General features: G+C 47.2%; 10 protein-coding genes and 2 pseudogenes. 6 read left to right on the top strand and 6 right to left on the bottom strand.

All coding sequences use genetic code 11. From position 1 onward, the window contains the following. On the top strand, positions 1 to 1,431 hold a 1,431-nt coding region (locus B3180_RS02045; RefSeq protein WP_286842674.1), incomplete at its 5' end, for a RelA/SpoT family protein. Here B3180_RS02045 and B3180_RS02040 read toward each other — a convergent pair. The 5 genes and pseudogenes from B3180_RS02040 to rpmE all read right to left on the bottom strand — a co-directional run bounded on the left by B3180_RS02040 (position 1,418) and on the right by rpmE (position 5,236). Beyond that, positions 1,418 to 2,074 (bottom strand): YdcF family protein, encoded by a 657-nt coding sequence (locus B3180_RS02040; RefSeq protein WP_286842671.1) that lies wholly within the window; start codon positions 2,072 to 2,074, stop codon positions 1,418 to 1,420. The genes B3180_RS02045 and B3180_RS02040 overlap by 14 nt on opposite strands. 23 nt (positions 2,075 to 2,097) lie before the next feature. After that, positions 2,098 to 2,478 (bottom strand): RidA family protein, encoded by a 381-nt coding sequence (locus B3180_RS02035; protein ID WP_286842669.1) that lies wholly within the window; start codon positions 2,476 to 2,478, stop codon positions 2,098 to 2,100. Positions 2,479 to 2,487: 9 nt separating this feature from the next. Then, positions 2,488 to 3,438: pseudogene (locus B3180_RS02030) on the bottom strand (phosphate acyltransferase); the annotation flags it as partial. 114 nt (positions 3,439 to 3,552) lie between these two features. After that, positions 3,553 to 4,776 (bottom strand): annotated as a pseudogene (locus tag B3180_RS02025) (malic enzyme-like NAD(P)-binding protein); the annotation flags it as partial. 247 nt (positions 4,777 to 5,023) lie between these two features. Beyond that, on the bottom strand, positions 5,024 to 5,236 hold the full coding sequence (gene rpmE / locus B3180_RS02020) for a 50S ribosomal protein L31 (protein WP_054490333.1): 213 nt from the start codon (positions 5,234 to 5,236) through the stop codon (positions 5,024 to 5,026). 167 nt (positions 5,237 to 5,403) lie between these two features. Here rpmE and priA point away from each other — a divergent pair, with 167 nt between their 5' ends. The 5 genes from priA (at position 5,404) to hslU (ending at position 12,017) form a co-directional block, all read left to right on the top strand. Further along, positions 5,404 to 7,614 carry a primosomal protein N' gene (gene priA / locus B3180_RS02015; protein WP_286842666.1) on the top strand — a complete coding sequence of 737 codons (2,211 nt, stop codon included), beginning with the start codon at positions 5,404 to 5,406 and terminating at the stop codon, positions 7,612 to 7,614. A 92-nt stretch (positions 7,615 to 7,706) separates the two neighbouring features. Then, entirely contained in the window at positions 7,707 to 9,449 is a 1,743-nt protein-coding gene (argS, locus tag B3180_RS02010) for an arginine--tRNA ligase (RefSeq protein WP_054490328.1), read from the top strand. 6 nt (positions 9,450 to 9,455) lie between these two features. Continuing rightward, entirely contained in the window at positions 9,456 to 10,022 is a 567-nt protein-coding gene (locus B3180_RS02005) for an SPOR domain-containing protein (protein ID WP_054490326.1), read from the top strand. A gap of 83 nt (positions 10,023 to 10,105) precedes the next feature. Next, on the top strand, positions 10,106 to 10,663 hold the full coding sequence (gene hslV / locus B3180_RS02000) for an ATP-dependent protease subunit HslV (RefSeq protein WP_054490324.1): 558 nt from the start codon (positions 10,106 to 10,108) through the stop codon (positions 10,661 to 10,663). Position 10,664: 1 nt separating this feature from the next. Next, on the top strand, positions 10,665 to 12,017 hold the full coding sequence (hslU, locus tag B3180_RS01995) for an HslU--HslV peptidase ATPase subunit (RefSeq protein WP_199495055.1): 1,353 nt from the start codon (positions 10,665 to 10,667) through the stop codon (positions 12,015 to 12,017). 10 nt (positions 12,018 to 12,027) lie between these two features. Here the strand turns inward: hslU and B3180_RS01990 are convergent. Then, positions 12,028 to 13,691 (bottom strand): putative bifunctional diguanylate cyclase/phosphodiesterase (locus tag B3180_RS01990; protein ID WP_286842659.1); only part of this gene is annotated, 1,664 nt, incomplete at its 5' end.

Here is a 13,691-nt window from a genome sequence, read left to right as displayed (position 1 = left end):
AAAAAGATGACGGCCCGTGGAGTTGACTTCGATCAAATTCAAGACGTCTTGGCCTTCAGGCTGATCGTGCCTAATATTACTGAGTGTTATAAGGCATTGGGAATTGTTCATAGTAGCTTTAAACCAATTCCAGGCCGCTTTAAGGATTATATCGCTATTCCAAAAGTGAATGGTTACCAATCGCTTCACACCACTGTTATTGGGCCAAAAGCCGAACGAATTGAAATTCAGATTCGCACCAACGAAATGGATGACGTGGCCGAAACCGGTGTTGCTGCCCACTGGAAGTATAAAGAAGGATTGGCCGCGGGTAAGGCCAAGCTTGATTGGGTACAAGAACTTCTAGAGTTTAACAAAAGCACTGAAAGCAGCTACGAATTTATGAACGTTGTTAAAAACGACCTAGATATCGGTGGCGTTTTTGTTTTCACCCCCAAAGGTGATGTTAGAGAACTTCGCTACGGAGCGACACCACTGGACTTCGCTTATGCTATTCACACTGATGTTGGACATCACTGTGTCGGTGCAAAGGTAAATGGACGTATTGTTCAACTTAAGTACACGCTTAAAAGTGGTGATACGGTCGAAATTTTAAGTAGCAAAAATCAAAATCCAACGAAAGACTGGCTCAATATTGCCAAGAGTTCTCGCGCTCGAAGCAAGATCAAAGCTTACCTTATGAAGATTGAGCGCGAACAAGATCGCGAGACAGGTCTGGATATTCTAGAAAAGGCACTTCGTGTTTTTGGTAGCTCGATCAAAGGTATTAAGAAGAATGGTGACTTTGAAGAGTTGATTAATACTGGCTCAGCTCCCAATGAAGAAGATCTCTACGTTAATATTGGTAGTGGCAAGCTTCAGGTCAAAGAGTTATTGGCCAGACTTCCGTCACTTCATAAAGGTAATAAAGAAGCGCCAGAGTATAACGAAAGCCTCACAAAGGCTGATGAGTACTCCAAGAAATTAACAGGTGAAGTTCGTCGCCGCGCCAACAAAGATAATGCCGTCATCGTAGACGGGATGGATGATGTGATGGCCCGTATGGCCAGATGCTGTAATCCTATCCCTGGGGATCCAATCGTTGGCTATATCACGAGGGGTCGTGGCATTACTGTGCATACGTCAGAGTGTACTCGTGTCGATGCAGGAGATCTTGGGCGAGTCATTCGCGTTGAGTGGAACCCAGACTTCAGCTTTAAGCATCCTGTTAATATTCGAGTAGTCACTCACGATAAACCAGGCATTTTGTCGCAGATCTCAAAAGTTATTAATGCCAATGGTGTGAATATTAGATCGGCGCTTGCTAAGAGTATGCCGGATCGTAAGGGTAGCTTTGTATTTGAGGTTGAAGTCAAAGACTATAGCGAGCTTGTGAAAACAATCAGCACCATTGAAGGTGTTGAGGAAGTTATCAGCGTTAGTCGGGCATAACCCTGATCTGATCCATATCCGTATCCCACAGAAGCAGGAAGAACCACGTACGCGTGTATTTAAAAGCTTCTGTGGCCAAGATTTTAATATTGCGCCACTTGGTAAAATCAGTTTCCACACCAGAGTAATAAAACTCAGTCTTGTCCTCATCGCGTCTTAAGCTTTCGACAATTTTCATAATTCTGGCCAAGTGATAATCATGAGAAACAATAAGAATCTTTTTTAACGCATTGTTGTGGCGAAGATGCTTATAGGTCACCATGACATTCTCAACTGTGTTTCGAGCTTGGTAATCGATTTCAAGCATATTGATATCAATATCATTAATTGTATCACCGGCCGTAAGCGGACTAACTAAACTATCAACGGAGTTAGTTTTATAAACACCGGAAATAAAAATTTGTGACTGTCTAAAAGCTCGCGCCTTTTGAATGGCATAAGGAATTCTTCCCTGGTCACCAGTAAATACGACAATCAGGTCTGGCTGCTTTTGAAAAAATGCTAGATCTGAAGTTCGAGTTGATTGTCTGGCAACAGTGACAAGGGCCAAGCAAACTATGAAATAAGCAGCACTGATAAAGATGAAAAGTGCCGCTAAATTAAAAAGAGCACGACGAGCTTTCGTCGTCTTACTCTCAAACATATATTTGCTTTTAAATAACATGATTATTTTGCAGCAAGAACTTCAATCTCTACCACTGCACCTTTTGGCAGGGCAGACGCCTCTACGCAACTGCGAGCAGGGTAAGGCTCTTTAAAGAATGCCTTGTAGGCTTCATTCACGGCCGCAAAATTATTCAAATCAGTTAGAAAGATAGTGGTCTTAATAATATTTGATCTGTCTAAATGCTGAGACTTGAGTAGGCCGTCGATATTGTTGAGAGTTTGTCTGAGCTGTGCCCCAAAACTATCGGCAAGTATTCCAGTTGCTGGATCAATTCCGATTTGACCCGAGAAATAATAAGTATCGCCGACAATAACACCCTGAGAGTAAGTTCCTACGGCAGCAGGAGCGAGATCAGTAGAGATGATTGTTTTGTTATACATTGTTAAATCCTACTTTTGAGCTGCACGTTCTTCGTGCAAGAGTGCAGTTAAAATACACATATTCACAATCTCAGAGACTGGAGCAGTTCTTTGAATGATATTCACTGTCTTGGCCATAGGAACAAGGATCGGACCGATAGCACTGGCATCAGAAAGTTGAGACAGAAGCTTATAGCTGATATTGGCAGAATTAAGCTCTGGGAAAATCAAAATATCACTTGGGCCATCAAGCTCTGTGAATGGGAAAAGTTTATCCAAAATGCCTTTGTTAACTGCTACGTCGGCTTGAAGTTCACCATCGCACTTAAGTTCTGGTTGTCTCTCTTTGGTAATGGCGACAGCTTTTTGAACTTTGGAAGCACTTGGGTGACGGTTGGAGCCGTAAGTGGAATAGCTAAGGAAAGCCACTCTTGGCTCGCGCTTCATAAGACTTCGGTACATCTCGGCAGTAGAGATTGCGATCTCAGCTAAATCTTCGGCCGTTGGTTCAACTTGCGCCGTACAGTCGGCCAAAAAGAGAACGCGGTCTTTAAAGTTTAGGGCGAAAATACCTGCAGCCTTTCTTTTATTGCGAGTCCCTATGACATTCATGACTGGTACGAGACAGCTAGGATAGCTTAGCGTAGGGCCGGCAATAAAAGCATCGGCATAGCCCTTTTTGACATACATAGAACCAAAGTAGTTCTCGTGAGTCATAAGATCTTCAGCATGATTATAAGTTACACCGCGCCTTTGACGATCTTTTGTAAATTGCAAGCAGAAGTTGTCAAACTCAGGGTGCTTGAGAGGATTGATAATCTCGACCATGTCTTTGAGATGAGGTGTTCCAATCTTATCCATCTTGGCAAAAATTTTCTTCGGATTACCAAGAAGTACGGCTTCAATACGATCTTCGGCGAGAAGCTGACTGACGGCCTGAAGAATTCTGGAGTTGGTACCTTCTGAGAAAACCAGCTTAGTTTTCTTCTTGTTGCGAGTAATATAAGTCGAGTGGCGATCGCGTAGACGCTTAATAAATGAGCCAGAAGTATTAAGTCGATTGGCCAAGTGTGAAGCGTACTCTGCGAGATTTTCAATTTGAATGCGAGCAACTCCGCTTTCCATGGCGGCTTTTGCCACGGCCGGTGCAACTCGTGTCAGTGCTCTTGGATCAAATGGCTTAGGGATAATATACTCGGGACCGAAACTAAAGTCTTGATTACCATAGGCCATCTTAACTTCATCTGGTACTTCTTCTTTGGCAAGGTCAGCAATCGCTTTCACTGCAGCAAGTTTCATTTCATCATTAATCTTTGTTGCCCTCACATCGAGAGCTCCACGGAAAATAAATGGAAAACCGAGAACGTTATTAACTTGGTTTGGATAGTCTGAGCGACCTGTGGCAACGATAGCGTCGCTTCTGACTTCAGCTACTTCCTCTGGTGTAATTTCTGGCTCTGGGGCTGCCATGGCAAAGATAATTGGTTTCTTGGCCATCGACTTGACCATGTCAGGTGTTAAAACACCTTTGGCAGAACAGCCAACAAAAGCGTCAGCGCCCTTCATTGCATCTTCAAGTGTGCGCTTGTCAGTTTTAATTGCAAACTGCTCTTTATACTTGTTCATACCATCGGTACGACCTGTGTAAATGACGCCCTTTGAATCTGTAAGAATTAAGTTTTCAGGTTTAATCCCCATGCTCAGAAAAATCTTGGCACATGCAATGGCGGCAGCACCGGCTCCGCTAAATACAACGACAGTTTTTGAAATATCTTTTTTAGTAATTTCCAAAGCATTTTGAAAACCAGCGGCAGCAATAATCGCCGTGCCATGTTGATCATCGTGAAAAACAGGAATATTCATTTTCTCAATGAGTTGAGCTTCAATTTCAAAACACTCAGGCGCTTTAATGTCTTCTAAGTTAATACCGCCAAAGGTATCAGCAATGTTGGCAACCGTATTGATAAAGTCCTGTGTGGTACGGTGACTGACTTCAATATCAATGGAATCCAGCCCGGCGAAGCGTTTGAACAAAAGTGCTTTACCTTCCATCACCGGTTTTGACGCTAGTGGCCCCAAATTGCCCAGACCGAGAATAGCCGTACCGTTGGTAATAACAGCAACCATGTTGCCTTTAGCTGTGTACTTGTAGGCATTGTCCGGGTCTTGCGAGATTTCCCGAACCGGCTCTGCTACGCCCGGGCTGTAGGCCAGCGCTAAATCTTTACTGGTTTCAGCAGGGGTGGTGAGTTCAACGGAAATTTTACCCGGGGTCGGGTATTGATGGTAATCCAGTGCCTGTTGGCGAAAGTCTGTCATGCGGTGATACCTGAGTCTGGTGATCAGAATGCCGATCAGTCTATCGCTTTTGTGCTAATAAACAAATCTTACCTCCGCCTTTGAGGGTAATGAGGTGAATGAAATTTCCAATGTGTTTAAAAGTACACCAGTTAACTTTTCTTTAACAATAGGCCGCTTAGCGAAACAGGCACAAAAAAAGGCGCTGTTTAGCGCCTTTTTCTTAAAATCTGCTGTTAAGCAGCGTTTTCTATAAGTTTTCTTAGGCTTATTTCTTGCCCAGAGCACCAAAACGCTTCTTAAATTTGTCAACACGACCACCAGTGTCCATTACACGCTGCTTACCAGTGTAGAACGGGTGGCACTCTGAACAGACGTCCAGGTGAAGATCTTCTGAGCGGGTTGAACGCGTTTCGAACGTGTGACCGCAAGAACAGCTGACTTTTAAAGTCTCGTACTTAGGATGAATACCTTGTTTCATGGGGTTACCTCAGTTATGGGCCGCATCGCCATTCGATCCAAAGCCGAACACCATGCGCAAAAAAACATCAATGAATTAAGAGCCGCGCATTTTATGTGATCCTGAGCTTGTGATCAAGCAGAATCTGCTGCCTTGTATTCTGCGCGGTAGCGTTCCAGAATAGAGCCATGAAGCAAGCCAACACCGGCAATGAACGACGTTATAAAGTCGCTCTGCCGTTACCTCTTCGACAAACCTATGATTATCTGTGCAAAAGTGCTGAGCCGCTGCCGCAGGGAGTGCGCGTGCGCGTGCCATTTGGTCAGCGTCAGTTAGTCGGTTATGTGGTTGCTGAAGCCAATGACGAGCCGCCAGGCTTTGAGCTGAAGTCGGTTGCTGCGGTTTTGGATGAGCAACGACTGTGGCCGGATGATATTTGGCAACTGGTTCGTTGGTCTTCCGATTATTACCACCACTCGTTAGGGGATGTCGCTGCTAACAGCCTGCCGGTTTTATTGCGTAAAGGCGATGCGCCGGAATACCTGACTGAAACCTTTTATGCGTTGACTGACTTAGGCCTTGCTCAGTCTATTAACGACTTGAAAGGGGCGGCACGACAACAGCAAGTGCTGGCGGCGCTGAAACATCAGCCGCTCAGACGCAGTGACTTAAGCGATATAGGCGTAACCTCAGCCGTGCTCCGTACCCTGCAGGATAAAGGCTGGATTGAGGTGCGTGAGCAGGCACCGGCAAAGCCACAAAGCTGGCAGCAGAAGCCATCGGTATTAAGAGAAGAGGGTCATGAATTAAATACCGAGCAGGCAGTAGCGGTTTCAACCATTAACCAGCAACAGAAGCACAGTACGCTATTGCTGGAAGGCGTTACCGGCAGTGGTAAAACCGAAGTCTACTTACAGGCTATGCAACCGGTGTTGGAACGCGGTGAACAGGTTTTAGTGCTGGTGCCTGAAATTGTCCTCACCCCGCAAACCCTGCAGCGCTTTAAAGAACGCTTTGATGTGCCTGTGGTGATGCTGCATTCCGGTATGAGCGACAGAGAGCGGCTTAATACCTGGCTGGATGCCAAGCACGGGCATGCAGCGATTATTATCGGTACCCGTTCGGCGGTGTTTACGCCTTGCCAGAAGCTGGGGCTTATTGTGGTCGATGAAGAACATGACTTGTCCTACAAACAACAGGACGGATTCCGCTACCATGCCCGGGACATTGCCATAAAACGGGCGGCGTTGCTGAACATACCGCTGGTATTAGGTAGTGCAACTGCCTCGCTGGAAACGCTGAACAACGCGGTCAGCAAGCGTTTTCACTGGCTTAAACTGGGGCAGCGCGCTGGTGGCGCGCAAATGGTTAAACACGAGCTTATTGACCTGAAGCAGCAGCCGATAAAAGCCGGTATCTCTAAAATACTGCAGGAACAAATTCAGGTAGAAATTGAGCGGGGCAACCAGGTGCTGCTGTTTCTCAATCGCCGTGGGTTTGCGCCGGCATTAATGTGTCATGAGTGCGGCTGGCTGGCGCAATGTCATCGTTGTGACGCTTATTACACAGTACATAAAACCCATCAACAACTGCAGTGCCACCATTGTGGGAGTCAGCAGCGGATACCGCGTCAATGCGGTTCCTGCGGTTCGCCGCAGATGATTTCTCATGGTGTGGGCACTGAGCAGCTCGAGCATAGTCTGAAAGAGATGTTTCCCGGCCGGGGGGTACTGCGCATTGACCGGGACTCAACCCGTCGCAAAGGCCAGTTAGACGACTACCTGCAAAAAGCCACAAATAATGAGTATCCTTTGCTGGTCGGTACGCAGATGCTGGCAAAGGGTCATCACTTTCCTAATGTGACTTTAGTGGCGTTGCTGGATGTTGACGGCGCGCTCTACAGCGCCGATTTTCGGGCGGCAGAGCGTCTAGGGCAGCTTTATACTCAGGTGGCCGGGCGCGCCGGGCGTGAGCACAAAGCCGGTAAAGTGGTGCTGCAAACCCATCATCCGGAACATGACTTAATTCAGGATTTGCTCAACAACGGCTATTCGCATTTCGCGTTGACGGCTTTAGCCGAACGCCAGCAAAGTGAGCTGCCGCCGTTTTCTTATTTAGCTCTGTTCAGGGCTGAGGCGACAGACAGAGACTCTGTGGTGCAGGCCATGACCCAAATTCAGCAGTTGATGCCGCAGGTTGATGGTGCGTTTTTACTGGGGCCAATGCCTGCCTTAATGGAGCGTAAAGCTGGTCGTTACCGCTATCAATTGCTGTTACATTGTCAGTCACGGAAACTACGTTTTCAGTTAATTGAGCACTTGCTGCCGCAGATTAACGCCTTGCCGTTATTGAAAAAAGTACGCTGGTCGCTGGATATCGATCCGCAAGACTTCAGCTGATTAACAACTAAGCGGTTTTTTTTATCGGGCGTAGCGATTAAACTAAGCGCTTTGAATTTCCTCTTCGATTTTTCATACAGGTAGTCGCATTAATGAAAGAACAACTTGAACAGTTACTGGCCGAAGCCATTGGTCAACTTAAAGCACAGGGGAAAATCCCTGCGGATCACCCAGTAAAGATTCAGTTGGATCGCCCTCGCGACAAATCGCACGGTGACTTTGCGACGAACCTGGCACTTATGTTGGCAAAGCCGGCAAAGTCGAACCCGCGTCAGTTGGCTGAAGCCATTGTTGATGCGGTCCCGGAGAACTCTCTGCTGTCGAAAATGGATATTGCCGGACCGGGCTTTATTAATTTCACTATTTCGCAGGACCAGCTGAAAGATCAGTTAACGGCGATGCTGAACAGTGACCGCCTGAATATCGATGTTGCTGACCAAAGCAAAACCATTGTCATTGATTACTCGTCGCCTAACCTGGCGAAAGAAATGCACGTCGGCCATTTACGTTCTGCCATTATTGGTGATGCCGTATCCCGTGTGTGCGAGTTTTTAGGTCATAAAGTGGTTCGCCAAAACCACGTGGGCGACTGGGGTACACAGTTCGGTATGCTTTTGGCTTACATGGAAGCGCTGGATAACCAGTCGGCAGAATATGAACTGAGCAACCTGGAAACCTTTTATAAAGCAGCCAAGCAGCGTTTTGACGACAGCGAAGAGTTCGCTGACCGTGCTCGACAGCTGGTGGTAAAACTGCAGTCGGGCGACGAATACTGCCTGAAGCTGTGGAATCAATTTATTGATGTATCACTCAGCCATTGCCAGGAAGTTTATGATCGCCTGGGCGTTAAGCTGACCCGTGATGACGTGATGGCAGAAAGTGCCTACAACGACAAGCTGCCGGGCGTTATTGAACACCTGCGTGAAAAAGGCTTGCTGACCGAAGATCAGGGCGCGCAGTGCGTGTTCCTGGAAGAGTACAAAGGTAAAGAAGGCGAACCGCTGCCAATTATTGTGCAGAAAAAAGGCGGTGGTTATCTGTATGCCACCACCGATTTAGCCGCCATTGAATACCGTCAGAAAGTATTAGGCGGTGACCACTTAATGTATTTTGTAGACGCCCGTCAGGCACTGCATTTTGACCAAATTTTTACCCTGGCGCGTAAAGCAGGCTTTGTTGAGGGTGAGATACAGCTAGACCATTACGGTTTTGGTACGGTGATGGGCAAAGACGGAAAACCTTACAAAAGCCGTGACGGGGGTGTGACTAAACTGGCTGATTTATTAGATGAAGCCGAACGCCGCGCACTCGAGTTGCTTCAGCAGAAAACGACCGACTTAACAGACGAGCAGCAGAAACGCGTTGCTGAAGTGGTGGGTATTAGCTCGGTGAAGTATGCCGACTTGTCGAAAAACCGTACCAGTGACTACATTTTTGACTGGAATCACATGCTGACCTTTGAAGGCAATACAGCGCCTTACCTGCTTTATGCTTACACCCGTGTGAACAGCATTTTTGACCGACTCGGCGATACCGCTTTTGACCGTGATGCAGACATTATTCTTAATGACGAGCGTGAGCTGGCACTTGCGAACCAGCTGGTGCGTTTTAATGAAGTGCTGCATCAGGTTCAGGATAAAGCCATGCCGCACTTCTTATGTGGCTATCTGTTTGATCTGGCCGGGCGTTTTTCCAGTTTTTATGAAGCCTGCCCTATTTTGAATCAGGAAGATGAAGCCCTTCGTAACAGCCGCCTTAAGTTGTCGATGTTAACGGCTAACGTGCTCAAGCAAGGTCTGGATTTACTGGGCATTCCAACCCTGGAGAAGATGTAACGCATTATGGATTACGCGAATCGTAAGCCAAAATCGCCGAAACGTAAGCCGGCTAAGAAAAAGGGAAGCAATAAAAAGCAGCAACGTGGTGCAAAGCCTGTTGGTGAACGTAAAGCTGTCCCCTGGTTCGTGGTTATTATTGCCATTGGCTTAATCGCCTTATTTACTTATATTCTGGTGCAAATTAGCGGTAAGTCCGAGGAAGTTGAGCAACCGCATGTGCAGCAACCACCGGCCGATCTGTTGCCGGAAAAGTCGGCCGAACGCTGGCGTTATATTGAAGAGCTGGAAAGCAAAGAAGTGGAAGTGGATGTACCCGAACGCGAAGTGGGTCCACCTAAGCTTATGCAATGTGGCTCTTTTCGTCAGCAGGCTGACGCAGAAAGGCTGCGTGCGCAAATTGCTATGGCCGGTCTGGAATCTCAGGTTAGAGCAACGGACGGCAGTAATGGTCTTTGGTACCGGGTTATTTTAGGGCCTTATGAAACAAAACGTGACGCCGAACGTGATCGTCATAAACTGCAGCGGAATCAGGTGTTTGGTTGCGCAATTTGGAACTGGAACATCGATTAATCCATACCCACCATTGAAAAACACGATATAGACCCTCAAATACTTGTCATTGATGTCACAAAGACAAAAAAGAGGGTCTTGATTTGACTACTATCGTATCTGTTCGCCGCGGCGATAAAGTTGTAATTGGCGGAGACGGCCAGGTTTCCTTAGGTAATACCGTAATGAAAGGCAATGCACGTAAAGTGCGTCGCCTTTACCACGACAAAGTGCTGGCAGGTTTTGCCGGCGGAACCGCTGACGCTTTCACACTGTTCGAACGCTTTGAATCCAAACTTGAGCAACATCAGGGCAACCTGATGCGTGCTGCTGTGGAACTGGCAAAAGACTGGCGTACTGACCGGGCGCTGCGTCGGTTAGAAGCTCTGTTGGCAGTGGCTGATAAGGAAACCTCACTGATTATAACGGGTAACGGCGACGTTGTTCAGCCTGAGAATGACCTTATAGCTATTGGCTCGGGTGGTCCTTTTGCTCAGTCAGCGGCAAGAGCGTTGCTGGAAAACACCGACTTGAATGCCCGCGACATTGTGCAAAAAGCATTAACTATAGCGGGTGATATTTGCGTATATACGAACGGCAATCAGACCATTGAAGAAGAAGAGTCTATTGCTGAAGACAAAACAAAGCAGGGGAAAGAATAAGATGTCTGAGATGACCCCAAGAGAAATTGTTGACGAATTAAACCGACACATTATTGGCCAGGATAAAGCCAAACGCGCTGTTGCCGTTGCTTTGCGTAATCGCTGGCGCCGTATGCAGCTGGACGATGAACTGCGTCAGGAAGTGACGCCAAAGAATATCTTAATGATTGGCCCAACGGGTGTTGGTAAAACGGAAATAGCCCGTCGCCTGGCAAAATTGGCAAAGGCACCGTTCATTAAAGTAGAAGCCACTAAGTTCACTGAAGTTGGCTATGTGGGTAAAGAAATAGAGTCTATTGTTAAGGACTTGACCGATGTAGCAGTGAAGCAAACTCGTGAAGAGATGATGCAAAAGGTACGTTACCGCGCTGAAGAAGCGGCGGAAGAGCGTATTCTGGATGTGCTGTTGCCTCCGGCGAAGAAGTCGTCCTCCGGTTGGGCTCAACAACAGGAAGAAACACCTGAAAACGATGATCAGCGCGGCACACGTCAGGTATTCCGTAAGAAGCTGCGCGAAGGCCAGTTAGACGACAAAGAAATTGAAATTGATTTAGCCATGCCACAAATGGGTGTTGAAATCATGGCACCACCGGGCATGGAAGAGATGACGTCGCAACTGCAGAATATGTTCCAGAACATGGGCAACGATAAAACCAAAGCCCGTAAGATGCGTATCAAAGACGCCTACAAACAACTGGTCGAAGAAGAAGCGGCGAAACTGCTGAACCCAGATGAAGTCAAAGAAGCAGCGATTGAATCGGTTGAGCAAAACGGCATTGTCTTTTTAGATGAAATTGACAAGATTTGTAAGCGCGGTGATACCAGCGGACCGGATGTTTCACGCGAGGGTGTGCAGCGTGACCTGCTGCCTTTGGTTGAAGGTACAACGGTGAACACCAAGCATGGCATGATCAAGACCGACCATATTCTGTTCATTGCCTCTGGTGCATTCCAGATGAGTAAGCCATCGGATCTTATTCCGGAGCTTCAGGGTCGTTTGCCGATTCGGGTAGAACTGGAAGCGCTGACCAGCGGCGACTTTGTTCGCATTCTGACAGAGCCTAGTGCTTCACTGACGACGCAATACCATGCGTTACTGAACACGGAAGGCGTGGAGGTTAACTTTACCGAAGAGGGCATTCAGCGCATAGCTGAAGTTGCATTCCATGTGAATGAGACGACCGAGAATATCGGAGCCCGCCGGCTGCACACCGTGCTTGAGCGCTTGATGGAAGAAATTTCCTTCCATGCAACAGACCACAACGGTGAGAAGTTGACCGTAGACGCAGATTACGTCAACGAACATGTTGGTGAGTTGTCGCAGGACGAAGACTTAAGTCGCTTCATCCTGTAATATATTACCGTTAAAAAGCCGTTGCAAACTCCCCGGGAGGCAGCGGCTTTTTATTGCTCTGAATTTGACGTTCAATAAATTGTTCGGCGAATTGCAGGCGCATTGGCGGCGAATAGAAATAGCCCTGCATCATGTCACAACCAAGTTTCTGCAACATATCCTGCTGCTCTTCGGTCTCAATTCCTTCAGCAATCACGCGTTTTCCTAAACCATGAGACAGCCGGATCATGGCTTTTAAAATGGTCGCGTCGTTATTATTTTGCTGAAGTTCGCTGATGAAACTCCGGTCAATTTTAATTTTGTTAATAGGCAAGGACCGTAAATAAGCCAGAGAAGAATGTCCTGTACCAAAGTCGTCGATGGATATACCAAAGCCCATCTCCCGCAAACGTTGAATGACACTCATGCCATTATGCAAGTCAGACATAGCGACATTTTCAGTAATTTCTAATTCCAGCCATTCCGGCGATATACCGTAGTCTTCCTGCAGCCGCTGCATTTTTTCAATCAACTGGAAATGCTGAAACTGAGGTGCAGAGAGGTTTACCGCAATTGGCCAGCATACGCCAAACTTTTGTTGCCAGGAGCTAAGAATCGCAGCGGCCTGATTCAGCACCCAGTCATCTAAATCGGTAGAAAGGCCGAGTTGTTCTATGTAAGGCAGGAACTCTGCCGGACTCAGCAAGCCCCGTTCGGGGTGTTGCCAGCGTATGAGGGCTTCAAACCCACAAAGCTGCTGATGGTCGAAGTCGAACTGAGGCTGAAGGTACAAAGTGAATTCATTTTCTTGCATTGCCTTACGAAGCACTGGCTCCATATCAACCAGATAGGAGTACATTTCGTCCATGCCGCGCTCATAAAAGGTTATGGTGGGCTGGTGCGACTGCTTGGCCTGAGTTAAACCTATGGTTGCCTTATTGAGCAAGACTTCCGATCGGCTGCCGTGCTGAGGGTAGCGCGAAATACCAATGCCTACTGCAATATTTACGGTTTTCTCGCCAATATCAATGGGCAGGGTCAATGCTTCCTGAAGTTCTGTGGCTAAGTCTTGTATCAGGCTTCGGTTCTTTAAATGGTCAAAAGCAATAGCAAAAACGTCACCGCTGATACGCGAAACGGTCAGAGGTTGCTTTGTAAAATTTTGCAGGCGTCTGGCTATTTCCTTGAGAACCTGGTCACCGCCGCGAATACCGATATTTTCGTTCACCACTTTAAAACGGCTGACACCAATTAGCATCATGGTTAAGTGGCGATTGTTGCTACGGCAATATTCAATAAACAACGGAATTTTACTGACCAGTTGATCGCGGTTAGAAACCCCTGTCAGAGCGTCATGAGTGTGAAGATATTCGGCGCGTTGAATAGCGCGCACTGCGGTATTGCGCTCTGACTCCAGCAGCCAAATAATGACGCCAACAATAACAACGGCAATGATAATAACCGTTAACAGAGCCTGGAAGCTTAAAACCCAGTCGATGGCGTTGGCTGACAACGAGAACATTCCGGCCAGCACCAGAAAGTTTTTAATGCCAATACTCAGAAAACCACCTGATACTAACTTGGGGCCGATACCTGCGCCTAGCCTACGCCACATGAAAAAGCCGATAGCAATAAGCGCTAAGCCTGTGACTAAAAAGCGCATAAACCCGGCATTGGGGGTGCTGCCGACAGAGA

Source organism: Idiomarina sp. UBA4206, assembly GCF_002383015.1.
Classification (GTDB): domain Bacteria; phylum Pseudomonadota; class Gammaproteobacteria; order Enterobacterales; family Alteromonadaceae; genus Idiomarina; species Idiomarina abyssalis.
The sequence above is the reverse complement of the archived record's forward strand: the minus strand, read 5'-3'. Positions and strand labels throughout refer to the sequence as shown.